Annotated in this window: 19 protein-coding genes and 1 tRNA gene; 7 read left to right on the plus strand and 13 right to left on the minus strand. The window is 72.3% G+C overall.

All coding sequences use genetic code 11. The annotated features are described in order from the left end of the window. Positions 1-60: 60 nt before the first annotated feature. Together AC5P1C_RS03210 and rpmG are read right to left on the minus strand one after the other, a co-directional pair. A complete protein-coding gene (locus tag AC5P1C_RS03210; protein ID WP_160506368.1) occupies positions 61-306 on the minus strand; it encodes a type B 50S ribosomal protein L31 in 246 nt (81 codons plus the stop codon). Positions 307-311: 5 nt separating this feature from the next. Next, entirely contained in the window at positions 312-476 is a 165-nt protein-coding gene (rpmG, locus tag AC5P1C_RS03215) for a 50S ribosomal protein L33 (protein ID WP_009719228.1), read from the minus strand. A gap of 76 nt (positions 477-552) precedes the next feature. Here rpmG and rpmB point away from each other — a divergent pair, with 76 nt between their 5' ends. From rpmB to AC5P1C_RS03230, 3 genes are read left to right on the plus strand one after another with little or no spacing between them, the layout of a single operon-like run. After that, positions 553-789, plus strand: coding sequence for a 50S ribosomal protein L28 (rpmB, locus tag AC5P1C_RS03220; RefSeq protein ID WP_493864111.1), 237 nt, complete (start codon positions 553-555; stop codon positions 787-789). Beyond that, complete coding sequence (gene rpsN / locus AC5P1C_RS03225; protein WP_493864112.1) at positions 789-1,094, plus strand: 30S ribosomal protein S14; 306 nt, start codon at positions 789-791, stop codon at positions 1,092-1,094. The genes rpmB and rpsN overlap by 1 nt, the downstream gene beginning before the upstream one ends. A 57-nt stretch (positions 1,095-1,151) precedes the next feature. Beyond that, positions 1,152-1,661 (plus strand): hypothetical protein, encoded by a 510-nt coding sequence (locus tag AC5P1C_RS03230; RefSeq protein WP_493864113.1) that lies wholly within the window; start codon positions 1,152-1,154, stop codon positions 1,659-1,661. A 30-nt stretch (positions 1,662-1,691) separates the two neighbouring features. Here the strand turns inward: AC5P1C_RS03230 and AC5P1C_RS03235 are convergent, their stop codons facing one another. Next, positions 1,692-3,914, minus strand: a complete 2,223-nt coding sequence (locus AC5P1C_RS03235; RefSeq protein WP_493864114.1) for an FUSC family protein — start codon at positions 3,912-3,914, stop codon at positions 1,692-1,694. A gap of 173 nt (positions 3,915-4,087) precedes the next feature. Next, a complete protein-coding gene (locus AC5P1C_RS03240) occupies positions 4,088-5,254 on the minus strand; it encodes a DUF2786 domain-containing protein (RefSeq protein ID WP_493864514.1) in 1,167 nt (388 codons plus the stop codon). A gap of 92 nt (positions 5,255-5,346) precedes the next feature. Here AC5P1C_RS03240 and AC5P1C_RS03245 point away from each other — a divergent pair, with 92 nt between their 5' ends. Together AC5P1C_RS03245 and AC5P1C_RS03250 are read left to right on the plus strand one after the other, a co-directional pair. Next, positions 5,347-6,204, plus strand: coding sequence for an ABC transporter ATP-binding protein (locus tag AC5P1C_RS03245; protein ID WP_493864115.1), 858 nt, complete (start codon positions 5,347-5,349; stop codon positions 6,202-6,204). Further along, entirely contained in the window at positions 6,204-8,378 is a 2,175-nt protein-coding gene (locus AC5P1C_RS03250) for an FtsX-like permease family protein (RefSeq protein WP_493864116.1), read from the plus strand. Before AC5P1C_RS03245 ends, AC5P1C_RS03250 begins: the two co-directional genes overlap by 1 nt. A gap of 161 nt (positions 8,379-8,539) precedes the next feature. Here AC5P1C_RS03250 and AC5P1C_RS03255 read toward each other — a convergent pair whose 3' ends face one another. Next, entirely contained in the window at positions 8,540-9,379 is an 840-nt protein-coding gene (locus tag AC5P1C_RS03255; RefSeq protein WP_493864117.1) for a nitrilase-related carbon-nitrogen hydrolase, read from the minus strand. A 156-nt stretch (positions 9,380-9,535) separates the two neighbouring features. Here AC5P1C_RS03255 and AC5P1C_RS03260 point away from each other — a divergent pair, with 156 nt between their 5' ends. Continuing rightward, positions 9,536-11,251, plus strand: a complete 1,716-nt coding sequence (locus AC5P1C_RS03260; protein ID WP_493864118.1) for a bifunctional 3'-5' exonuclease/DNA polymerase — start codon at positions 9,536-9,538, stop codon at positions 11,249-11,251. Positions 11,252-11,269: 18 nt separating this feature from the next. Here the strand turns inward: AC5P1C_RS03260 and AC5P1C_RS03265 are convergent, their stop codons facing one another. The 4 genes from AC5P1C_RS03265 to AC5P1C_RS03280 all read right to left on the minus strand — a co-directional run bounded on the left by AC5P1C_RS03265 (position 11,270) and on the right by AC5P1C_RS03280 (position 18,451). Further along, positions 11,270-14,638 (minus strand): AfsR/SARP family transcriptional regulator, encoded by a 3,369-nt coding sequence (locus AC5P1C_RS03265; protein WP_493864119.1) that lies wholly within the window; start codon positions 14,636-14,638, stop codon positions 11,270-11,272. A gap of 479 nt (positions 14,639-15,117) precedes the next feature. Next, a complete protein-coding gene (locus AC5P1C_RS03270; RefSeq protein WP_493864120.1) occupies positions 15,118-17,202 on the minus strand; it encodes a HAMP domain-containing sensor histidine kinase in 2,085 nt (694 codons plus the stop codon). Then, positions 17,192-17,983, minus strand: coding sequence for a response regulator transcription factor (locus AC5P1C_RS03275; protein WP_493864121.1), 792 nt, complete (start codon positions 17,981-17,983; stop codon positions 17,192-17,194). The genes AC5P1C_RS03270 and AC5P1C_RS03275 overlap by 11 nt, the downstream gene beginning before the upstream one ends. Positions 17,984-18,064: 81 nt before the next feature. Continuing rightward, positions 18,065-18,451 carry a hypothetical protein gene (locus AC5P1C_RS03280; protein ID WP_493864122.1) on the minus strand — a complete coding sequence of 129 codons (387 nt, stop codon included), beginning with the start codon at positions 18,449-18,451 and terminating at the stop codon, positions 18,065-18,067. 382 nt (positions 18,452-18,833) lie between these two features. Between AC5P1C_RS03280 and AC5P1C_RS03285 the strand changes: the two genes are divergently transcribed. Beyond that, positions 18,834-19,049, plus strand: a complete 216-nt coding sequence (locus AC5P1C_RS03285) for an FxLYD domain-containing protein (protein ID WP_493864123.1) — start codon at positions 18,834-18,836, stop codon at positions 19,047-19,049. A gap of 62 nt (positions 19,050-19,111) precedes the next feature. Here the strand turns inward: AC5P1C_RS03285 and AC5P1C_RS03290 are convergent, their stop codons facing one another. The 4 genes from AC5P1C_RS03290 to AC5P1C_RS03305 form a co-directional block, all read right to left on the minus strand. Beyond that, positions 19,112-19,705, minus strand: a complete 594-nt coding sequence (locus tag AC5P1C_RS03290) for a TetR/AcrR family transcriptional regulator (RefSeq protein WP_493864124.1) — start codon at positions 19,703-19,705, stop codon at positions 19,112-19,114. Between the two features lie 339 nt (positions 19,706-20,044). Then, positions 20,045-20,118: transfer RNA gene (locus AC5P1C_RS03295), tRNA-Thr, on the minus strand. A gap of 101 nt (positions 20,119-20,219) precedes the next feature. Continuing rightward, on the minus strand, positions 20,220-21,767 hold the full coding sequence (locus tag AC5P1C_RS03300) for an alpha/beta hydrolase (protein WP_493864125.1): 1,548 nt from the start codon (positions 21,765-21,767) through the stop codon (positions 20,220-20,222). Between the two features lie 135 nt (positions 21,768-21,902). Next, positions 21,903-23,108, minus strand: coding sequence for a DNA polymerase III subunit delta' (locus AC5P1C_RS03305; RefSeq protein ID WP_493864126.1), 1,206 nt, complete (start codon positions 23,106-23,108; stop codon positions 21,903-21,905). Between the last annotated feature and the right edge of the window lie 46 nt (positions 23,109-23,154).

Raw genomic sequence — 23,154 nt, forward strand, 5'->3', positions numbered from 1 at the left:
CGGGATTCGACGGGTTCGGCGGATTCGCTGGGTTCGGCGGATTCGGCGGATTCATCGGGGTCACCGCGCGCCGTAACGGCGCTCGAAGCGCTCCACGCGGCCCGCCGTGTCCAGGACCTTGGCCGTGCCCGTGTAGAAGGGGTGGCTCGCCGAGGAGACCTCGACGTCGATGACGGGGTAGGTGCGCCCGTCCTCCCACTCGACCGTCTTCTCGCTGGTCGCGGTGGACCGGGTGAGGAAGGCGAAGCCGGCGGACTTGTCGCGGAAGACGACGGGGCCGTAGGGCGGGTGGATGTCCTTGCGCATCGCGGTCAGCGCTCCTCTCGGAAATCGACGTGACGCCCGACGACCGGGTCGTACTTGCGCAGCGTCATGCGGTCGGGGTCGTTACGGCGGTTCTTGCGGGTCACGTACGTGTAGCCGGTTCCGGCCGTGGACCGGAGCTTGATGATCGGGCGGAGTTCGTTGCGAGCCATGGGGCTAGTATATGAAAATGAATCCCGTTTTCAAAACGGTTCCATGAACGGCCCCATGAACGAGAGGTGCGTCACCATGTCCGCCCACTGCCAGCTGACCGGCGCCATGCCGGGCTTCGGCAACCAGATCTCCCATTCGCACCGGCGCACGTCACGCCGGTTCGACGTGAACGTCCAGCGCAAGCGCTACTGGCTGCCGAGCGAGGGCCGCTACGTACGGCTGCGACTCAGCGCCAAGGGCATCAAGACCGTCGACTCGATCGGCGTCGAGGCCGCCGTCGCCCGGATCCGTGCACGTGGGGTGAGGATCTGATGGCCAAGAAGAGCAAGATCGCGAAGAACGAGAAGCGGCGCGAGATCGTCGCGCGGTACGCCGCGCGGCGGGCCGCGCTGAAGGAGATCGTCCGCCGCCCCGGCACGGGCGAAGCCGAACGGCTCGCCGCCCAGGCCGAGTTGGCGCGGCAGCCGCGGGACGCGAGTGCGACGCGCGTACGCAATCGGGACAGTGTCGACGGGCGTCCACGCGGTTACGTGGGGAAGTTCGGCCTGTCCCGGGTGAAGCTGCGTGACCAAGCGCACGCCGGATTCCTCCCCGGGGTGCGCAAGTCGTCCTGGTAGCTTGGCGCGCGATTCACTGACTTGATTCGCGCGTCATGTAGGGGGACTTCAGTGCGCATGCACGTCCGGAACGTACGTATCGGCACCGCGGCGGCGGGTCTTGTCGCCGCCCTAGTCCTGACCGGTTGCAGCAGTGACGGCGGCGACGGTGAGGACGAGGGCAAGGACAAGGGCTCAAGCTCGGCGGGTTCCTCCGCCGGGTCCGACGGGTCCGAGACGCCGGACGAGGGCGGTGCCGACTCCGGCGCGGACTCCGGCGCCAAGGACGGCAGCTCCGAGGGCAGCTGGGTCGCCACCGCCGACGGGAATCCGCTCGCGCTGGTCATCGCCGGAAAGCAGGCGACGCTGCTCGGGGAGAACGTCCTGTGCAGCGGTACCGCCGGTGGCGACGCCATCAAGCTCAAGTGTGCCAAGGGCGACTCCGGCCGGACCGAGGGCACGGTCGAGTCGGTCAACGGGACGTCGATGACGGTCTCTTGGCAGGGCGGGAGCGAGGACCAGTTCACGCGGACCAAGGGCGGCAAGCTGCCGGAGGGGCTGCCCACGGCAGGGCTTCCGGAGTCCTGAGGCGCCTCGCGCTTGATCTTTGATGTGCGGCTAGCGGGCCGCGGGACCCTGGTCGGGGTCCCGCGGCCCGCTGTCTGTTTGTGCGCCCGGGTCTGTTCGCGCGCTCGTGTCTGTTTGCGCGCTCATGTCTGTATGTACGCCTGTTTCTGAGCCGTCCACCAGCATGGGTGGCGGCGTCGTGTCCAGGGCGTCCGAGAGTTCTTCGAGGGTCGCGAGGAGGAGGGCCGCTCCTCTGCGTACGACCCGGTCGGGGACGCCCTCGCCGTCCCACTCGTCGAGGGCCTTGCGTACGGCTTCCCACTTCGGGACGCGGCGTTCGCGCACGGCCTTCGCGCCCGCCTCGGTCGACGTGCGCAGGGCATCCGCGAGGCGGTCCGCCGCGGGGACCGGGGTCGCGTCGCGGTCCGGGAGGTGGGCCTCCATCAGCATGGCCACGCGGCCGAGTTGGGCGAGGGTCTCCTCGGCGTCGGCCGCCGCGGCGCGGGAGAGGCCGCGGTGGCGTACCGGTTCGTTCTTCGCGCGGGCGACCGCTTCCTGCCAGGCGATGCGAGCGTCACGGGCGGCCAGGAGTGCCCCGCGGACGTCCGGGCAGGAGCTGCCCGCAGGGTCGGCGTAGCGGCTGACGACGGCTGCGGCGTAGCGGCCGTCCGCGATCAGCCAGTCGGCGAGGCGGTTGCGCAGGCGCGGGGTCTCCCAGGCCGGGTACACGGCGTACGCGATCATCGCGAGGACGCCGCCGAGGAGCGTGAGGACGACGCGTTCCGGCACCGTCTGCGTCCACTGCTCGCCGCCCATGCCGAGCAGGAACACGACGTACGCGGCGACGCAGGCCTGGGCCGCGACCTGGCCCGTGCGCATCAGCAGGTACATCATTCCGGCGCAGAGCACGGCGAGGGCCGCGGAGAGCCCGGTGTCGGGGTCCGCCAGTTGCACCAGGCCGGTGGCCAGGGCGACGCCCACGAGGGTGCCGCCGAAGCGGGCCACCGCGCGGGAGTACGTCTGCGAGAAGTCCGGGCGCATCACCATCACGGAGGCCATGGGGGCCCAGTAGCCGTGGCCGAGGGGGAGCCAGGTGCCCAGGAGGTAGCCGGCGGCGGCCACCGCGGTGACGCGGATCGCGTGGCGGGTGACGGGGGATTCGTGGCGGCGGCGGAGCTCGGTTCGCATGGCGCGGAGGGCCGCGGGGAGGAGGGCGGGGAAGGTGGGGCGGAGGAGGGGGGTGGAGGTGGTGGGGGTGGTGGAGGTGGTGGATGGGGTTGGCTTTTCGGGGGGCTTGCCTGCCGTTTCGACCACGTCGCGCAGGAGTGCCGCCAGGCGTTTCGCCGCTCGCTGCGCCGGGCCCGTGAGGATCGCCCCCGTGTCCGGGGTCTGGAGGGTGGCCACGCCCGCCGGTGGGATCGTGACCGGTTCGCCGTGCCGGATCGCCCTGGCCGCCGCGTCCAGGATGGTGCCTGCCGCGCCCAGGATCTCGCGTACGCGGTCGCGTTCGGGCCCCTCTTCCGGTACGCCGACGGCCGGGTCGGCCAGCGAGGCGAGTACCGGGCGGATGCGTTCCGCGAGGCCGCGGGCGCCGTGGAGTTCGGCGGGGCGGGTGCGGGCCTGGCGTGGGGTGATGGTCGCCGCGTCGCGGGCCGCCATCAGGGGTTCCGGGTCGAAGTCGGCGAGGGGGTCGTGGCGCAGGCGGCGTGCGTAGTCGGCCTCGGCCGCGAGCGCGTCGGCGAGGGCGTCGCGGTGGGCGCCCCATCTGCGTACGGGGAACAGGATCACGAGGGCGGCCTGTACGGCTCCGCCCACCACCATCATCGCGGCGTGACCCGCCGCGGCGGGCAGGGAACCGGGGAGGGTGACGGTGACCAGCATGATCGCGACGTTGGAGGAGGCGATGATGCCGATGGTCGGGCCCGCAGCCCAGCTCAGGCCCGAGAGGAAGGTCCAGAGGGAGAGGAGGGCGAGGAAGAGGAGGGTGTGGGAGCCGGTGAGGTAGCCGAGGAAGGTGGAGACGGCGAGGCTCGTGCCGGAGGCCAGGGCCAGTTCTGGGCGGGGGCGCCAGCTGCGCTGGAAGGTGGCGATGGCTGCCTGGAAGGCGCCGAATGCCGAGCTGGCGGCTACGGCAGGACCGAAGAGGGTGAGGCTGACGCCGATGATGATGGCGAGGCCGGCTGCGCCGCGGAGCGCGATGAGGGGCTCAAGCCGCTTCCGCTCGACGGTCAACCCCGAGCGGCTGGTCGCCTTCAGCGCTCGAAGCCAGGTCACTCTGTGATGATACGGGGCATATCGGGCAGGTGGCAGGGAAGGGCGTGTCCGGCAAGGAGAGACTGCGGGGTGATCGGGCGGGTGGGCAGGAAAGGCCCGTTCGGCAAGGTGGGGCCGCGGGACAAACGGGCGAGTGGGCGAAAAGGCCTGTTCGGTCGGAGGCGGATGCGGGGTTACGGAAGGCGGCGACGCCGAGCGGCGGTCAGCTGGGCATCGTCGGCCGCCGCCGCCCCGTGGCGCCAGCCCTCCGCATCCGCCGCCCCCCGCACCCGCGTGCTCGTCGTCTCCGGAAACATGCGCTCGGTGGTCGACGTGACGGCCACATCCCTCGCGGCCAGGACCGGCAGCAACTCCCCCGCCTCCGGGGACCCCACGGTGACCTCCTCCGCAGCCGCGGCGAGGCGCGCGCCGATGCGGTTCGCGTACGCGAGCAGGAACGCCTGACGGAACGTCTTCGTACGCTTCCGGCCGCCCGCCCGCTGCCCCGCCTCCGCCTTCGTCATCGCTGCCACCCCCTGCACGAGGAGCGAGGTGTGGAGGAGTTCGACCACCTCCAGGTCGGACTCGAAGCCGACGACGGTCGAGAAGCCGTACGCCTCGTTCCACACCGCACGGCAGCGGTTCGCGGTGGCCACCGCGTCCAGGAGGATCGCCTTCGCCGTCTCGTACGGGGCGTCCACGCCGATGCGGCAGGCGCCGGGAGTGTCCTTGGCGTGGGTACGGGACGCGAGCAGGGCCTCGTCGATGGTGTGCCTGGCCATCAGCTCCTGCGCCTTCGCGGTGAGCGCCTCCGCCTCCTCGGGGAACCCGGTGGCCTCCGCCTTGGCGAGCAGCGCGCGGATACGGGTGAGGATGCGGGGCTCCTCGTGGCCGGGGGGCGGCGGCGTGTGGAGCGGGCTGCCCGGGGCCGGGCCCACGGGCTCGATCGGGGGCAGGCGCAGGAGGAGGCGGTAGAGGGCGAGGATGTTCGTGGCCTGGGAGAAGCGGTCGGATCTGGGGGTATCGCGGGGCGCGAGCCCGGCCAGCTGCGCCTGCCAGCGGGGCGGGAGAGTGTCGCCGTACCGCCTGGTCTCTGTGGTGATCAGCTCGGCGGCCAGTTGCGTCTGGTGGGTGCGGTCGGCCCCGTGGGCGACGTCGTCCTGGGCGCGGCCGACCATGCGTATGACGTCCGCCGGCTGCCAGCCCCGCTCCCACGCGCGGCGCACCAGCTCCTCGCCCCTGCGCCACAGCTCCGCGTCGGCCCCGGGCGCGGCGGCGAGGAGTGACGCACCGGTGTCGAGGCCCTCGTCGCCGTCCGCGTACAGCGCTGCCGCGAACGCCTTGTCGATCACCTCGGTCACCGGATCCATGGCTCAAGGGTATGGCTGGCCATACCCTTGAGACGCCCTCCAGTGGTCGTGCCCGGCGGCGCCGTGGGCGGTTGGGTTGAGGCATGACCTCAACTGCCGTACGGCTCACCGCCGTCCGCCGCCTCTACCGTGACGTGACGGCCCTCGACTGCGTCGACCTCGCGATACGCGCCGGGACCTTCACCGCGATCATGGGGCCGTCCGGCTCCGGCAAGTCGACGCTGCTGCAGTGCGCTGCCGGGCTCGACCGGCCGACGTCCGGGGCCGTGGAGATCGGCGGCACGGAGATCACGGGGCTGAGCGAGCGGCGGCTGACGCTGCTGCGGCGGGACCGCATCGGCTTCGTCTTCCAGTCCTTCAACCTCCTCCCGTCACTGACCGCCGCCCAGAACGTCGCCCTGCCCCTGCGGCTCGCGGGGCGCAGGCCCACGCGTACGGAGGTGGGCGACGCGCTGGACCGAGTGGGCCTGGGTGACCGTGCCCGGCATCGGCCCGGGGAGCTTTCGGGGGGTCAGCAGCAGCGGGTGGCGTTGGCGCGGGCGCTCGTCACGCGGCCCGCCGTGCTGTTCGGGGACGAGCCGACCGGTGCGCTGGACACGACGACCAGTCGTGAAGTGCTGGTGCTGCTGAGGGAGTTGGTCGACGGGGGGCGGCAGACCGTCGTGATGGTCACGCATGATCCTGTGGCGGCTTCGTATGCCGACCGGGTGGTGTTCCTGGTGGACGGGCGCATGGCCGATGAGGTGCTCGCGCCGGATGCGGGGGAAGTGGCTCGGCGGATGGCTGGGCTTGAGGCGGAGGCGGGGGCGGGTGCGGGGGCGGGGGTTGGTGCAGGGGCGGGGGTTGGTGCGGGTGCGGGGGCTGAGGCTGAGGCTGGAGCTGGAGTTGGAGCTGGTCAGGGTGTTGAGGCTGGTCATGGTGTTGGGGCGGATGGTCGGTGATGTTCCTCGCCTCCCTTCGTACTCGCTGGGGCGGCCTCCTCGGTGCCTTCGTCGCCGTCGCGCTGGGCGTGGCGCTCACCGCCGCCATGGGGCTCGGGCTCGCCTCGACGTTCAGCGCGCCGGAACGGGAACCCGTGCGGTTCGCCGGGTCACCTGTGGTCGTCATGGGGCAGAACACCCTCACCGTCCCGGTCAAACGCGGCCCGGACACCGCACACGTATCGAAGCCGCTCGCTCATCCACACCCTGTGGATATCGAACTTCTGCGCGAGCTGCGTCGCCTCGGACCGGTCCGGATGGACGGGACGAGGACGGACGCGGTGGGGTTGGACGCTCCTGCCCGGGACGTGCGGGAGGTCGTCGGGGAACGGGCCCGCGTGCTGACCGGGGGTGATCGGCGGCTCGCCGATCCGGAGCCGGGGCGGGACGCGGAGGCGCTGGTGGCCGTGAACTCCTTCCTCGGGACGGCGGGCGGGGTGTCCGCGTTCGTGTCGGTCTTCGTCACCGCGTCCACCTTCGCCTTCGTCGTGGCGCTGCGGCGGCGGGAGTTCGGGCTGCTGCGGATGGCCGGGGCGACACCGGGGCAGGTGCGCAGGACGCTGCTCGCGGAGGCCCTCGCGGTGGGGGTCGCGGCCTCCGGAGTGGGGTGTGTGCTGGGGGCGTGGGGTGCGCCGGTGCTGGCTCGGGCGCTGGTGGACGCGGAGATCGCTCCGGAGTGGTTCGGGATCGGCGGGGCGGTCTGGCCCTACCATCTCGCCTTCTGGGTCGGGGTGTTGGTTGCCTTTTCGGGAGCGTGGATCGCCTCGCGGCGGGCCGGGCGCGTGGGTCCGGTCGAGGCGCTGCGGGACGCGTCCGTCGATACCGGGGTCATGCCGTGGAGCCGGCGGATCGTGGGCGGTGTCCTGCTCACGGTGGGGGTCGGGATGCTCGGCTGGACTCTGTGGACGGATCCGTCGGCGCTGATGAAGCGGAAGACGTACACGACCCAGCCGATGATCCTGATCACCGCGCTGGCCGCGCTCACTCCCCTTCTCGTACGTCCCGTCCTGCGCACCGTCCGCCTTCCCGGCGCCGTCGGGCTCCTGGTCCGCGAGAACTCCGCCGCGTCCGTGCGGCGCACGGCGGCCGTGGCGGCGCCGGTCCTGGTGACGGTGGCGCTCGCGGGGTCGCTCCTCGGCTCGGCGGAGACTGCGGGTGCGGCGAGGGCGGAGGAGGCTCGGGAGCGTACCGGTGCCGAACTGGTGGTGACGGGTGATGACTTGGGGCAAATGGGGGACGGCGTCCGCGGGGTTGCGGTGGCCGCGGCGTCCGCCTCGACTGCCGTGTTCGTACGGGAGGAGGGCACGGCGCTCATCCGCTCGGACGCGCGGGCCGTGAGCGATCCGGCGGCGTTCGCTTCGGTGTCGCGGCTTCCGGTGGTGGCGGGGGACATACGTGACCTCGACGATCGGTCGATCGTCGTGAACGAGGAGTGGGAGCGGCGGCGGGTGGGCGAGCGGGTCGACGTCTGGCTCGGGGACGGCAGGCCCGCGTCGCTGCGGATAGTGGCGGTACTTGCGCGGGGGACGGGGGACGCGGGTGCGTACGTTACGGCGGCCAATGCGGGGGTGGGCGCGGCGGGTGCGGCGGTTGACCGCGTTGATGTGGGGCTGCGGGCCGGGGCGGACCCGGGGGAGGTGGCTGAGGCGCTGCGGGGGCCAGGGCGCGGCGGCGAGCGGAACGGCGGCGGCGGCGAGGGTGAGCTGCGGGTGCGGTCGGCGGAGGAGTGGCTGGCGGCCACGCATCCGGCGACGAAGCCGCAGACGCGGCTGGGGCTGCTGGTGCTGCTGGGCATCGCGTTGGTCTACACGGCGATCTCCCTGGCGGGAACGCTGCTGATGGCGACGTCGGTACGGGGCCCGGAGCTGCGGTCGCTGCGGATGGCAGGGGCTACGTGGGGGCAGGTGCGGATGGTCGTCGCCGGGGAGTCGTTGCTGGCGGTGGGGGTGGGGGCGGTACTGGGCCTGGCGGTGACCGCGGTCAACCTGGGCGCACTGAGCGCGGGCCTGGCACGGCTGTCGGCGCCGGCGGGGGTGGTGGTTCCTTGGGGGGTGGTGGGGGTGGCCGTGGGGGTCTGTGCGGTGGTGGGTGTGGGGGCGGGGGTGTTGGGGGTGCGGGCTCGGGGGCGGGGGTGAGGGCGGGGCTGAGCGGTCGGGGTACGGGTGCCGGTCCGTCCTGGCGGGCGGGAAAGGCCCGTTCACACAGAGGCGGATGCCGGGCTGGAGAGGCCCGTTCGGGAGAGCCCAGCCCTCCCCCCCGCAGCGGTGAGAAGACCCCGCCCAGCCCGCCGCAGGCGCTAGCTGTCGCCGCCCTCATCGATCAAGCGCCGCACCTCCCGGTCGATCAGCCCCAGCCGCGCCTCCGCCACAAGCGGCACCGCCCGCCGCTGCCGGCGGGCCTCGTGGACGTCGATGTCGACCGTCACCAGGCCCGGTTCCCACTTCGGCGCCTGCGCCACGACCGTCCCCCGCGGGTCCACCACCCGCGAACCACCCCAGAACGACGCCCCGTTCTCGTTCCCGACCCGGTTCACGAAGACCACCCAGCACTGGAGCATGCGGGCCGTGTAGGAGAGCAGGGTCTCCCAGTACAGGCCCGTGTCCATCGCCTCGGGGTCGAGGCTCGCCGCGCTGTTCGTGGGGATGATGATGACCTCCGCACCGTCCTGCACCGCCAGCCACGGCAGCACCGGCTGCCACGCGTCGTTGCAGACGAGGGTCGCGGCGCGCCCGCGCCCGCCCGGCAAGTCGTACGCACGCAGATGCTGGCCGGGGCTGACGTGCTTGCGCTCCTCCCACGCCAGGTAGTTCGGCAGGTACAACTTCCGGTGAGTGTGGAGGAGTTGGCCCGCCGCGTAGTACGCGGAGGTGTTGTACGCGCGCAGACTCGTGTGCTCGTGCAGGCCGACGATCACGTCGGGGCCCGCCGCGGAGAGCTCCAGGAGCCGTACGTCCTTCGCGTCCAGCGACGTGTCCCGCTCCAGACCGCCCAAGTGGTAGCCGTGCAGGCTCAGCTCGGGGAAGACGACGAGGTCGGCACCCTGCGCCGCCGCCTGACCGACCTGGTCCCGGGCTTCCGCGAGGTTCTCGTCCACCTCGCCGAGGACACAGTCGGTCTGCGCAAGGGCCACTCTCATGGCTCCGAGCCTCGCAGCGCCGGGCACCCCCGCATGTCGGGGACGCCCGGACGTGGGCTCCCGGGGCAGGCGGCGGCCAAGCCGGAGGCCTGTCCGGCCAGCGGCCCGTAAACGCCCTGCGCGGGAATGTCAGTGCCTGGTGACAGACTCCCCCGCATGACCGAAAGGTGGGCCCTCGCCGCCACCGAGGCCGGCGGCGCCACCCTCGCCCCCCTCGGGGACGACGGCCTGCCCGCGGGGCCTGTGCTGCACGAGCGGGACCTCGCCGGAGCCGTGCGTGACCGGCCCGACGTGAGCCGGTGGGTCTGGCGGTCCACCGCCGAGATCTATCCCGCCCTGCTCGCGGCGGGCGTCCGGGTGGACCGGTGTTACGACGTCGAGGACGCCGAGCTGCTCCTCCTGGGGCACGAGGGCCGCCTCGGCGAACCCCGCTCGGCCGCCGCGGCCTGGGCACGGCTGCACAACGCCCCCGTGCCGAACGACCCGCCCCCGAGAGCGGCGGCCCCCGGCGCCCAGGATTCCCTCTTCGAGCCCTCCCCTTCGACGTCCCTCCCCTTCGACGCCCTCCTCGAGGTGTACGCGGCGCAGCAGCGAAGACACGAAGCCGCCGAGCACCCCGGCAGGATGCGGCTGCTCACCGCCGCTGAGTCGGCCGGGATGCTGGTGGCCGCCGAGATGAACGTGGCGGGTCTCCCCTGGCGCGCGGACGTCCACCACGCCCTGCTCACCGAGCTCCTCGGCGAGCGCTATGCGGGCGGCGGGCGGAACGCGGGCGCCGCCGAACCGCGCCGCCTCGCCGAGCTCGCCGACGAGATCTCCGCCGCCTTCGGGCGCCGCGTCCGCCCCGACCTGCCGAACGACGTGATCAAGGCCTTCGCGCAGGCCGGGATCCGCGTCAAGTCCACCCGGCGCTGGGAGCTCGAGGAGCTCGACCACCCGGCCGTACGACCCCTCGTCGAGTACAAGAAGCTGTATCGGATCTGGACGGCGCACGGCTGGAGCTGGCTCCAGGACTGGGTGCGCGAGGGTCGCTTCCGGCCCGAGTACACGCCGGGCGGCACCGTCAGCGGACGCTGGACCACGAACGGCGGGGGCGCGCTGCAGATCCCCAAGATCATCCGCCGTGCCGTCGTCGCCGACCCCGGCTGGCGCCTCGTCGTCGCAGACGCCGACCAGATGGAGCCACGGGTCCTCGCCGCGATCTCCCGCGACCGCGGCCTGATGGAGGTGGCGGGGAGCCACGAGGATCTCTACACGCGCCTCTCGGACCGCGCCTTCTCCGGCGACCGCGACCACGCCAAGATCGCACTCCTCGGCGCCGTGTACGGGCAGACGTCGGGCGACGGCCTGAAGAACCTGGCGGCGCTGCGCCGCAGATTCCCCGCCGCGGTCGCTTACGTCGACGACGCGGCGAAGGCGGGCGAGGAGGGCCGACTCGTACGGACCTGGCTGGGACGGACGAGCCCGCCCGCGGCCGGAGCCGATGACTTCGACGAGGCGGGCATCCCCCAGGAAGCGCCCGCTGAACTCTCGCAGCAGGAGGGTGAGTTCACTCCCGGTTACGCCTCCAGCAACACCCGCGCCCGCGGCCGCTTCACCCGTAACTTCGTCGTCCAGGGCAGCGCGGCCGACTGGGCCCTGCTGATGCTGGCCGCGCTGCGCCAGTCCATCGCCGCGGCCGGTCTCCGCGCCGAACTGGTCTTCTTCCAGCACGACGAGGTCATCGTGCACTGCCCGCAGGAAGAGGCCGAGACGGTCACGGCCGCGATCCGCGCCGCCGGGGACCTGGCGGGGCGCATCGCGTTCGGCGATACGCCGGTGCGTTTCCCGTTCACCGTCGCCGTGGTGGAGTGCTACGCGGACGCGAAGTAGCCGATGGGCAGGCCGGGTTCAGCCCGCCGCCACCCCCGGCCCCGCCCCCGACGGCGCCCCCGACGCCGCTCCCGACGCCGCTCCCGCCAGCAAGCCCTGCAGTTCTCCCACGACCTCGCTGCTGTCCGTGCCGTCAAGTGACTCCAGCGCAGACCTCCAGAGCGCGTACGCCTCTTCGGCGCGCCCCTCCGCGTACAGCAGGAGTCCGCGCTGATGGCGGGCCAGACCCGCCATGTGGGCGTCCGCCCGGTGCTCCGCGCGTTCCAGGAGGCCGGTGCACTCGCGCGCCGCGTCCCGCGTCCGTGACACCTCGCGCAGGGCGCGGACCATGCCGAGGCGCACCTTGGACTCGTTGTGCCAGTCCTCGGACTCGCCGTGGATGCGCAGGCTCTCCTCGAAGTGCGTGAGCGCCACGTCCGGTTCGTCGAGGTGGAGGTAGGCGTAGCCGATGGCGCAGTGGGCCTCCTGACGGACGCCCGCGTGCCCGAGGCTCTCGCCGATCGCCAGGCTCCGCTCGTGGTAGTCGATCGCGGTGCGCACGTCGGTGTGTCCATAGATGTCGCCGAGGTTGGCGAGGGCGAATGCCTCGCTCAGTGGATCGTCCAGGGACGTGGCCAGTTCCAGGGTCTGCCGCAGCCCCTCGGCCGCTTCCTCGCGGCGGCCGAGGGCGTCGAGGAGGAGGCTGCGGTTGAGGACGGCACGATGCACGAACGACACGTGTCCAAGCTCGCGCCACAGGTCCAGCGCCTCGTCGATCAGGGCGAGCGCCGCGCCGCTGTGCCCCGACACGTACTTGAGGCCCGCGAGGTCCATGAGGGACTGCGCCTCGCCAGCGGCGTCGCCCCGGCGACGGGCGGCGGTCACCGCGAGGCGGTTCAGGAGGTCCGCCTCGGCGAGCCGGCCACGGCGCTTGAGGTACGAGAAGAAGCAGCGGGCCAGCACGGGCAGGAGGGCGGATTCGCGGCCGTGGCGGTCGGCGAGCGCGATCACGTTGCTGAGTTCCGTGTCGCCCCAGGCGAAGGCGTCGTCGCTGGTCATCGGTGGCACGGCGGGGACGAGGACGCCCTCGGCGGTGTGCCGGGGCGGCAGCCGGTCGTCGACCCCCCGCATCCGGTCGTCGAGGTCCTGCCCCTCCGGCATGATCGCCAGAACCGTCGCCCGCGCCGACTCCGCGTACCACCGGAGCGCCGATTCCACGACGTCCGCCGCCGCGGTCCCGTCCTCGTGGGCCGCCTCCCGCGCGAAGTCGCGTACGAGGTCGTGCGGGGCATAGCGGCCGTAGGCCGTCTCGTCGATCAGCGCGACGTCGACGAGCCGGTCGAGTGCGGCTCCCGCGCGCCACTCCTCGACCTCCAACAGACGGGCGACGAGCGGGACTCCGTACGCCGGAAGATCAAGCGCGCCGATCGCGGCGAGGGCGGCGGCCGCGTCCCGGTCGGACTCGCGCTCCGACGTACGCAGCGCGTCGAGCGCGACGGCGAGCGAGCGCCGCACGCTCAAGTCGTCGTGCTCCAGGTGGTGCAGGCGCCCACCGCTGACGGTGAGCAGCTCGGCGAGGGCGTCCGGGGTGAGGGCGCGGCGCGCGGCGAGGCGGGCCGCGACGATACGCAGGGCCAGCGGGAGGCGGCCCGCGAGCTCGACCAGGGGGTGCCCCGCGTCGAGCCCCGCGCGCCCGGAGACGGCGCGCAGCAGGGCGGCGCTGTCCGCGCCGGAGAGCGGATCCAGCGGGAAACGTCCCGCGCCGTCGAGCGCGGTGAGCGGAGAACGGCTGGTGACGATGACCGCGCAGCCGGCCCCGGCGGGCAGCAGCGGCCGCACCTGCGCGGCGGTCGCCGCGTCGTCCAGGACCAACAGGGTGCGGGTGGGCGCGAGGAGCGTACGGAGCAACGCGGCTGCGGCGTCCGGGTGTTCGGGGCTGCTCCCTTGCTCGACCCCGAGGTCCCGGAGCAGGGCGGCGAGGGCCTGGCCTGGCGTGAGGGGCGTCATCCCGGGCGTTGCCCCGCGCAGATTGACGTAGAGCTGCCCGTCGGGGAAGTGCTCCCGCAGCCGGTGCGCCACGTGCAGGGCGAGCGCGCTCTTCCCTACGCCCGCCATGCCGGAGAGGACTGCGACGGGGGGTGTGACGCTGCCGGTGCCTTGCGGCTGGCCGAGCGGGGCCTCGCTGCCGACGCCGAGCGACTGACCGGGCCGGGCCTCGCTGCCGACGCCGAGCGACTGACCGGGCCGGGCCTCGCTGCCGACGCCGAGCTGCTGGCTGAGCGGGGCCTCGCTGCCGACGCCGTGCGGGGCCTCGCTGCCGCCCTGTCCGGCGAGGAGCGTCGCCAGGGAGCGCACTACTTCTTCGCGGCCGGTGAAGTGGGGCGGGCATGGGGGGAGTTGGGCGGGGCGGGTGGATGCGGGGGCGTGGGCGAGGGCGAGCGCGAGCGCGGGAGTTGGGGTGGAGGCGGGAGCGGGAGCGGTGTCGGGGGCAGCGGTGTCGGGGGCTGGGCTTGGGGCTGGGCCGACACGTACTTCGGGTTCAGCGGCGACCGGCGCGCCAGACCGCCCAGCGACAGACGCCCCCGACTCGGGAGCTACAAACGCCCCTGACGCCCCTGACGCCTCAGATGCCTTAGACGCCTTAGACGCCTCAGACTCTTGCAGCACCTCGCGATGCGCCTCCCGCACCGACGCGCCCGGCTCCACCCCCAGCTCCTCCACCAGCCTGCGCCGCAGCTCGCGGTGGACGGCCAAGGCCTCCGCCTGGCGGCCCGTGCGGTACAGGACCAGCATCAGCTGGCGGTGGAACGTCTCCCGCAAGGGGTACTCGGCGACCAGTTCCGCCAGCTCCGGGACGAGCCCTCCACCGCCGACCCCGGTCGCGAGCTCCGCGTCGTAGCGCAGTTCGAGGGCGAGGAGCCGTGCCTCCTCCAGGCGCGGTACGAGCGCGTGGCCCGCCGAGTCCGCGGGCAGCCCGCCCAGCGGAGTGCCGCGCCACAGGGCGAGCGCGGCGGACGCCGCGTCAGCGCAGCCGTCCCAGTCACGTTCCGCGTGCGCGGTACGGGCCTGCGCGACCAGCCGCTCGAAGACCCGGACGTCCAGCTCGCCGTCCGCCACCCGCAGCCGGTACCCCGGAGGCACCGCCCGCAGCCGCTCCGGATCGTCCAGGAGACGGCGCAGCCGCGTGACGTGGTTCTGCAGCGAGGCGTGCGCGGACGCGGGCGGGGCGCCGCCCCACAGTGCGTCCTTGAGGGCGTCGACGGAGACCACTCTGCCCGGTTCGAGCAGCAGCGCGGCCAGCAGCGCACGCCCCTTGGCGCTCTGCACCGGCTGCGGCTCGCCATCGGCGTCGTACACCGCGGGCGCGCCCAGGAGTCCGAACCGCAACCCGCCGCACCGCACGCTCACGCCATCTCCCGCCAACCGTTGGCGACATGTTAGCGATCTGTTGGCGGCCCCTGATGGGATGAAGACATCGGGCCCGGCCCCGCCGGTACTCGCGCCAAGCGCGTAACTCGGGGGAGTGTCGCCGCCGCGGCCGGGCCCGATCAATTTCTGCGAGGCATCCTCAACTTCCTTACGGGGTACGGACGTTGAGGTGCTCGCGGAATCGGGGCGCCCGCGCGCGTGTCCCCGTACGAGGACGGGGAGCAGCGACACCCACACGGGGAGCCGCGCCCCGCGGACCTCCCGCATCCGTGCCCGCCTCCGGATTCCGGCACCAGTTGCTCACGGGTTTCCCACTGATCGCCCACTGTTTGCCCACGTCCCGCGAGGGCCACGAGAGTCACGAGGGCCGCGAGGGCCACGAGGGCCACGAGGGCCACGAAGCCGCTCCGTACTGGTATCCCCAGGTAACCTTCGGCACCCCGCAGCGGCGCCGCCCCTCACCCCGACGGCACCCGCACCGTGAACACCGCCCCCTCCCCCGGCGTGCTCCGCGCCGTCACCGTCCCGCCGTGGCCCTCCACCAGCTGCCGGACGATCGCAAGGCCGAGCCCACTGCCACCCGTCGACCGCGTACGTGACTTGTCCGCGCGCCAGAAGCGGTCGAAGACGTGCGGCAGGTCGTCGGGCTCGATGCCCGTGCCCGTGTCGGCGACCTCCACCTCCACCGCGTCGAGCGTGGCGCGGCAGCTGATCGTGACGTCGCCGCCCTCCGGGGTGTGCCGGATCGCGTTGGACACCAGGTTGCCGATCGCCTGCCGCAGCCGGAGCGGATCGGCCGTGAAGCAGGGGTCGCCGAGCGTCGTCGCGCTCAGCCGTACGCCCGCCGCCTCGGCCCCCGCCTGGTGCGCCGCCGCGACCTGGTCCACGACGTCGGACGCGTGGACGGGCTCGCGGTGCAGCCGGAGCGTACCGGCGTCTGCGGCGGCAAGATCCTGCAGGTCGTTGACGATGTGCTGGAGCAGCAGCGCCTCTTCGAGGAGCGAGGAGACGAGTTCAGGGTCGGTCTCGACCACGCCGTCCTCGGCCGCCTCCAGCCAGCCGCGGATGTTCGACAACGGCGTACGCAGCTCGTGCGCGACGTCGCTCACCATGGCCTGACGCTGGTCCTCCAGGGCCTTGCGGTGGGCGGCCATGTCGTTGAAGGCATCGGCGAGTTGGCGGATCTCCCCCGCGGATCCCGCCGAGCGCGCCGTGACGGGTTCGGCGGCCTCGCCCGTCTTCATCCGCTGGGTCGCGGCGGTCAGGGCACGCAACGGCTTGGTCAGCCGGGTCGCGGCGAAGGCGGTCACGGCGACCGTCACCGCGAGGATGCCCGCCGAGAGACCCGCGAGCCGGGTGGTGTTGGCCCCCGAGAGGCTGAACCCCGACGTCTCGCCCGCGCGGGCCGCCGCGGTGCGCGAACCGTCGGAGCTGGTGACGAAGAGGAGCGCGGGCGCGGAGACGTACGGCCCGAGCTGCTCGCGCCTGGCGCTGCCCACGCAGGCGGCGGTCTTGGCGGCCCCCGCGTCGGCGGGGCGTGCGACACCGGCTGGACCCTCGGTCGGGGCCCGCGATGCGGCGGGGGTGCTGGTCGGGGCGCCCCGCTCTCCGGCGGGCACGCTCGACTCGGAGGCCGCGCTCGACTCGGAGGGCGCCGTCCTGTCACCCGACTCCACGGACGGGCCCGAATCGACGGGGCTCCAGCGGCCCGTGAGTCGGTCATCCGCCTCGCCCGACGGCTGCCACCACGTCAGATCGAGCCCGAGCTTGACGGATGGGGCATCGGCGTCCCCGCGCCGCAGGCACGCGTTGGTGAGCTCGTTGAGCCGCGCGAGCGCCTTGCTCTCCGTACGGGTGGGCATGTCGAGCTGCTCGCTGCGGCACTTGAAGTCGAGCAGCTGGGACGGGTCGTTGGCGGCGTCGACGCGCGGTCGCCCGCTGGGCCCTTGGACGGACCGTGCGTCGACGCCGAAGTCGTGCATGCAGCTCACGACGCTCTCGGCCGCCTTCGCCAGCTCTTCGCGCTCCCGCTCCGGCAGCCGGAAGGGACCGACCGCGCGGGGATCGATGCGGTCCACGTCCGCGGTGTCCGTCCCGGCCTCCGCACCGGCGTTGAGAGTCCCGTCGACGGCGAGCGGATCGACGACGGCGGAGGCCTTGGAGGGCAGGTCGGCACTCCGGGAATCGGTGCTCCGGGAATCGGTGCTCCGGGAATCGGTGCTCCGGGAGCCGGTGCTCCGGGAGTCGGCGATGACGACACGATCCTGCGTGGTCAGGGCGATGCGCCGCCCGGTCTGCCGGGCCAGCTCCCGCACGGTCTTCTCGACACCCCGCCAGCCGGGCGCACCGGCACCGAGGGCGAGCAGTTCGTCGTAGACACGGGCGTCGTCGGCGAGGACCTGTCCCTGTTCCTGCCGGATCGCGCCGGAGGTGGTCTGCGCGGCGAGCCATGCGGTGGCGGCGATCGAGACCACGGAGACGAGCACGGAGACCGCGAGCAGCCGGGGCAACAGGCTCTTGCGGAACGGTATGTCACGCGCCACGTCGCGCCGCCGCCCCGAAGGCCGCATCCGTGAGCTTGTACCCGACGCCGAAGACGGTCACGAGATGACAGGGCCTGCGCGGATCGACCTCGATCTTCTTGCGCAGATTCAGTACGTGTACGTCGACGGTGCGCACCGATATGTACCCGGACGACCCGTGGATACGATCCAGGAGCTGGGGCCGCGTGAACACCCGCTCCGGCTCCGCGGCCATCGCGGCGAGCAGCCCGAACTCCCCCGGCGTGCACTCCACGAGCCGCCCGTCGACGGTCACCTCGTGCCGCACGGGATCCACGGCGAGCCCACCGACCCGCAGCACGCGCGGCACGGCTTCGGCGCCGTCGACGACTGGATGGTGCGTGCCTTGGGAACGCCGCAGCAGCGTACGGACGCGGGCCATGAGCTCGCGGGGGCTGTACGGCTTGGTCAGGTAGTCGTCGGCGCCGAGATCGAGCCCGAGCAGCAGATCGTCCTCGGTGGTACGGGCGGTCAGCATCAGGATCGGAATCCCGGGAACGAAGCCGTTCCCGTCCCCGTTTCCCTTCCCGCTTCCCTTCCCATTTCCTTTCCCACCCCTGAGGACACGAGTGACACCGAGCCCGTCGACCCGCGGCATCATCACGTCGAGCACGAGCAGATCCGGCGGCCTGCGCCGCACCTCGTCGATCGCGGCGCGCCCGTCGTGGACGACGGCGACCGTGTGGCCCTCGCGCTCCAGATAGCGGCGGACCAGCTCGGCCTGTTTCTCGTCATCCTCCGCGACCAGGACAAAAGCGCACATGGCGTCGAGCATAAGCGGGGCGGTGCGGGCCGAACGGAACCCGGACACCGCCCTGACAGGATCCTCATAACTCCCGGCGGCCTAGGCCTGGTGCGGCACGACCACAACCTGGAAGTCATCCTCGTAGACGACCCGCCCCGGATCCGATGACCGCACCTCCCGGCACGCGATGCCGTGCGCGTCCAGGATCTCCAGATAGCCGGGTACGCGCTCGATGAGATGCGCGGCGGAAACCTTGAACCAGGCGACGGCGCCGGGCGTCACTTCCGGGTCGTAGACACTGGGGTCGACCTTCGACGGGGTCGGATACGCGGCGTCGTACCAGTCATTGTTGGCCCGCCGGAACCGCTCCTGCTCAGACGTCAACTTCCCTTCCTTGGCAAGCCCGTTGACGAGAAAGAACACTCCGGGGAAATGCCCCCGCGGATGACGCACGGGCGACTCATAACGAACGTAGGCATCACTCATCGCGGCATCCTCGCATCCTCGTGCGGGGCGCAGCAGCGGGATTCCCCCACCGGGCCGGCCCCGCGGCACCGCACCCCATACGGCCGTCCCACCTCGCGCCGAGGGCCGACCACCCCGAAGGTGGTCCGCATGAACCGCACCCAGGCCCCCCGCGCAACCCGCATCGCCACAGCCGCAGCCACGACAGCCCTGCTGGCCCTGACCACCACCGCCTGCTCGGAGAGCGACGTGGACAAGGCGAAGGACAGGGCCGCCTCCGCGACAGCCAAGGCAGGCGAGGCCGTCGCGTCCGCCACGGAGGCAGCCGCCTCCAAGATGGCCGAAGTGAAGGGCGGCATCGACGCGAAGGGCGACGTGAAGGTCGAAGGCCCCACCAAGTCCGATGACAACCGACATCACGGCCCGCAACACCACGGACAAGAAGGCGGACTACACCGTCTCCGTCAACTTCCGCGACAAGGACGGCAACCTCTTGGACACGGCGGTCCTGAACATCACCGACGTAGAACCCGACCAGTCGAAGTCCGGCACGGCCCGCAGCAACAGATCCCTGTCCGGCACCCCCAAGGCAGAGATCGGCAAGGCACTACGCCACTGACCCGACCAAGCGACACATCACGCAACGCCTCGAGGAACGCACGCAACGCCTCACTCAACACGTCAAGGAACGAGCGACCGCCAGATCCTCTCCGGCAACACCCGCCCGGCCTGATCGAGATCGACGTCGTCGTAGCCGGCGAGCCAGCGCCGCGCGGTCGCGACGACGGGCCCCAGGACCAACCCCTCGATCAGGGCCATCGGCAACGGAGCGACCTCACCCGAATCGACGTGCCGCTGCATCCAGTCGGTCATCGGCGACAGCCTCGCCTCCTGCGCGTCACGGAGGCGTCTGGCCTGAGCCATCCCGAGCCGGTCGGCGTAAGAGGAGTGCAGGAGCCGGGCGGCGTCCGGATTCTCCTCGATGAACTTCAGATAGGCCTGCACCAGAGCACGAACACCGGTCCGAGCCGTACGAGAACGCTCCACGGACGCGGCCAACTCGGCGAGGAGACGTCCGAGCCACCGCATCAGCAGGGCATTCATGAGGCCGTCGACGCTGCCGAAGTGGTGGTAGAGACTGCCGAGACTGACACCACTGGCCCTCGTGAGCGCCCCGACGGTAACGCCCTGCTCTCCGGAGTCGGCGTACACCTGGAGCGCGGCATCCAGGAGTCGATCGGCGGTCTCTTCACCGCGTTGCTGCTTGGGGCTCATGGTGCCACCAGCGTAGGGCACATGCGGAACCCGTCAGTTCTAGACCAATTTTCTAGAAACATCTTCCAATCGACGCCCGGCCGGGCCCCCGATGGTCCAAACCGGCCGGGCCCCCGATGGTCCAAACTGAACACCGTGCCCGGACCTGTGTCCGTCCGTGCGGACGGGGGGATCGCACGGCCGGACCGGGCCGGGACAGGCGGCCGGGACAGGCCGCTGGGCCAGGCGGCCGGACCAGGCAGGCGGGCAAAAACCCGGACTCCCCCAACCCCGCCCCGCCCACCCCCGAAAAAAGCAAAAGCCCCAGGTCACGGCGAGTGAGTCCTGAGGCTTCTACAGAGCCGCCTTCGGGATTCGAACCCGAGACCTACGCATTACGAGTGCGTTGCTCTGGCCATCTGAGCTAAGGCGGCACGCGTCCCGCACCTATGGTGCGATCAGCAGCGGAGCCAAGTCTACACAGTTTCCGGGGGTGCTCCGCACACCCCCGGTGGACCTAGCCCCGGCGACCGCATCACCCCTGCGAGCAGCGCTTTCCGTCGTCCGGGGCCTTACCGTCCAGCAAGTAGTCGTTGATCGCCGAGTCCACGCACTTGCTGCCCCGCCCGTACGCCGTGTGCCCATCACCCTCGTACGTGAGCAGCTTGCCGGAGGAGAGCTGGTCGGCCAGGGCCTCGGCCCAGCGGTAGGGGGTCGCCGGGTCGCGGGTCGTGCCGACCACCACGATCGGAGCCGCGCCGTCCGCCTCGATGCGGTGCGGCTCGCCCGTCGCCTTCACGGGCCAGTACGCGCAGTTCAGCGAGGCCCAGGCCAAGCCCTCGCCGAAGACCGGTGAGGCCTTCTCGAAGTCCGGGAGCGACTTCTTGACGTCGTCCGCCGTGGCGAAGGCCGGAGGCAGGTCCAGGCAGTTCACGGCGGCGTTGGCGAACATGAGGTTCGCGTACGTCCCGTCGCCGTCACGCTCGTAATAGCTGTCCGAGAGGGAGAGGAGGCCCGCGCCGTCCTTCTCCTTCGTCGCGGACGACAGCGCCGCGCGCAGCTGGGGCCAGGCCGCCTCGTCGTACATCGCGGCGATCACGCCCGTCGTGGCGAGCGCCTCGCCGAGCTTGCGGCCGTCGGGATCGCCGGTCGGGAGCGGCGTGCGGTCCAGGTCGGCGAAGAGGGACTTGAGGCGCTTGCTCGCGTCCGCCTCGTCCTGCGTACCCAGAGGGCAGTCCTTCCTGGCCACGCAGTCCTTCGCGAACGACCGGAACGCCGTCTCGAAGCCCGCCGTCTGATCGCGGTTCATGCGGCGAGCCGGCAGCGACGGGTCCATCGCGCCGTCCAGGACGAGGCGCCCGGCGCGATCGGGGTAGAGCCCGGCGTACGTCGCTCCCAGGAACGTGCCGTACGAAGCGCCCACGTAGCTCAGCTTCTCGTCGCCGAGCGCCGCGCGCAGGACGTCCATGTCGCGGGCCGCCTCGACCGTGGAGACGTGCGGGAGCACCGCACCGGACTGCTTCCCGCAGCCCGCCGCGAACTTCTTGAAGGAGACCGACAGTTGGGCCGTCTCGCGCTCGTCGTCCGGGGTGATGTCCGTCTGCGTGTACGCGTCCATCTGCTTGCCGTCGAGGCAGCTGACCGGCTCACTTCGGGCCACCCCGCGCGGGTCGACCGCGACCATGTCGTACTGGGCGCGGACCTCTTCGGGGTACCCGAGCGCCGCGTACGACTGGAGGTAGCCGATCGCCGAGCCGCCGGGTCCGCCCGGGTTGACCAGGAGCGAGCCCAGGCGCTTGCCGGGGCCAGTGGCCTTCTTCCGGGAGACGGCGAGCTTGATGGCCTCGCCGTCCGGCTTCGCGTAGTCCAGCGGCGCCTTCATCGTGGAGCACTCGAAGCCGGGGACGCCGCACTCGCGCCAACTCAGCTTCTGTCCGTAGTACGGGGACAGCTCCTGCGGAGTGGCGCGGGGCAGCGCGGCCATGGACGCGTCCGCCGTCGAGCTCCCGGCCGAGCAGCCGGAAATGAGCAGCCCGGCGGCCAAGAACACGGTCGCGGGGGTGCGGAGTCCTCTGATGCGCATCACGCGAGACTAACGCTATGCGTTGAAGCCGTAACGCATCGTGCTCATACGGGTGACTCCGTCAACCGTCACTCCTCACCCGTCACTCCTCACCCATCACCCTTCAACCCTCAGCTGCTGGGACGGGCTCCTGATTCAACCCGCCCGCAGCGCCACCGTCATCGCCTCCACCGCGAGCAGCGGCGCCACATTGCGCTCCAGTGCGGTGCGGCAGGCGCCGATCGCCTCGATGCGGCGCAGCGTGGACTCGGGCGAGGTGCCGCGCGCCAGGCGCTCCAGCATGTCGAGCACCTCCGTGTTCGCCAGTGCCACGCGGGAGCCGAGCTGCAGGGTGAGCACGTCTCGGTAGACACCGGTCAGCTCGATGAGCGCGAGGTCCAGGCTGTCGCGCTGGGTACGGGTCCTGCGGCGCTTCTGGCGGTCCTCCAGGTCCTTCATGACGCCCGCCGTGCCGCGCGGCATCCGGCCGCCCTTCTCCGCGCCGAGCGCCGCCTTCAGGTCGTCGGTCTCCTTGACGTCGACCTCCTCGGCGACCTGCTTCGCGTCATCGCCGGCCGTGTCGATCAGCTCCTGCGCGGCCTTGAGGCAGCCGCCGATGTCCTCCACGCGCATCGGCAGCTTGAGCACGGCGGCACGGCGCTCGCGTGCCCGCGGGTCGGTCGCGAGGCGGCGGGCGCGGCCGATGTGTCCCTGGGTGGCGCGCGCGGCGGCAGCGGCGACGTCGGGCTCGATGCCGTCACGCCGGATGAGTACGTCCGCGACGGCGTCCACCGGGGGCGTACGCAGCGTCAGATGGCGGCAGCGGGAGCGGATCGTGGGCAGCACGTCCTCCAGCGAGGGCGCGCAGAGCAGCCATACGGTGCGGGGAGCGGGCTCTTCGACGGCCTTCAGCAGGACGTTTCCCGCGCCCTCGGTGAGGCGGTCCGCGTCCTCCAGGACGATGACCTGCCAGCGGCCGCCCGCGGGCGACAACTGGGCCCGCCTGACCAGCTCGCGGGTCTCCTTGACGCCGATGGACAGCAGGTCCGTACGCACCACTTCGACGTCGGCGTGCGTGCCGACCAGGCTCGTGTGGCACCCGTCGCAGAAGCCGCAGCCGGGGGCGCCGCCGAGTGCGCGGTCCGGGCTGGTGCACTGGAGCGCGGCGGCGAAGGCGCGGGCGGCGGTGGACCGCCCGGAGCCGGGCGGTCCGGTGAACAGCCAGGCGTGCGTCATCTTCGACGCCTCGGGCCGCGGAGCGCCCGTGGCCACGGCGGTGACCAGCGCGTCGGCGTCCCTAGCGGCGGCACCGAGCTGCTCGCTCACCCGCTCCTGGCCCACCAGGTCGTCCCATACGGTCATCGGTCACCGCCTCCGCCCTGCTCTTGCACCTTGCGTCACGCATCGC

The sequence above is a fragment of the Streptomyces sp. A18 genome (genome assembly GCF_059026065.1).

Bases quoted from the DNA above. Each gene is read 5' to 3' on its own strand.
- rpmB (WP_493864111.1), top strand. From the start codon at position 553: ATGTCCGCCCACTGCCAGCTGACCGGCGCCATGCCGGGCTTCGGCAAC.
- AC5P1C_RS03260 (WP_493864118.1), top strand. From the start codon at position 9,536: ATGACCGAAAGGTGGGCCCTCGCCGCCACCGAGGCCGGCGGCGCCACC.
- AC5P1C_RS03300 (WP_493864125.1), bottom strand. From the start codon at position 21,767: ATGCGCATCAGAGGACTCCGCACCCCCGCGACCGTGTTCTTGGCCGCC.
- rpmG (WP_009719228.1), bottom strand. From the start codon at position 476: ATGGCTCGCAACGAACTCCGCCCGATCATCAAGCTCCGGTCCACGGCC.
- AC5P1C_RS03245 (WP_493864115.1), top strand. From the start codon at position 5,347: ATGACCTCAACTGCCGTACGGCTCACCGCCGTCCGCCGCCTCTACCGT.
- AC5P1C_RS03290 (WP_493864124.1), bottom strand. From the start codon at position 19,705: ATGAGCCCCAAGCAGCAACGCGGTGAAGAGACCGCCGATCGACTCCTG.
- AC5P1C_RS03305 (WP_493864126.1), bottom strand. From the start codon at position 23,108: ATGACCGTATGGGACGACCTGGTGGGCCAGGAGCGGGTGAGCGAGCAG.
- AC5P1C_RS03210 (WP_160506368.1), bottom strand. From the start codon at position 306: ATGCGCAAGGACATCCACCCGCCCTACGGCCCCGTCGTCTTCCGCGAC.
- AC5P1C_RS03280 (WP_493864122.1), bottom strand. From the start codon at position 18,451: ATGAGTGATGCCTACGTTCGTTATGAGTCGCCCGTGCGTCATCCGCGG.
- AC5P1C_RS03250 (WP_493864116.1), top strand. From the start codon at position 6,204: ATGTTCCTCGCCTCCCTTCGTACTCGCTGGGGCGGCCTCCTCGGTGCC.
- rpsN (WP_493864112.1), top strand. From the start codon at position 789: ATGGCCAAGAAGAGCAAGATCGCGAAGAACGAGAAGCGGCGCGAGATC.
- AC5P1C_RS03275 (WP_493864121.1), bottom strand. From the start codon at position 17,983: ATGTGCGCTTTTGTCCTGGTCGCGGAGGATGACGAGAAACAGGCCGAG.
- AC5P1C_RS03255 (WP_493864117.1), bottom strand. From the start codon at position 9,379: ATGAGAGTGGCCCTTGCGCAGACCGACTGTGTCCTCGGCGAGGTGGAC.
- AC5P1C_RS03230 (WP_493864113.1), top strand. From the start codon at position 1,152: ATGCACGTCCGGAACGTACGTATCGGCACCGCGGCGGCGGGTCTTGTC.
- AC5P1C_RS03285 (WP_493864123.1), top strand. From the start codon at position 18,834: ATGACAACCGACATCACGGCCCGCAACACCACGGACAAGAAGGCGGAC.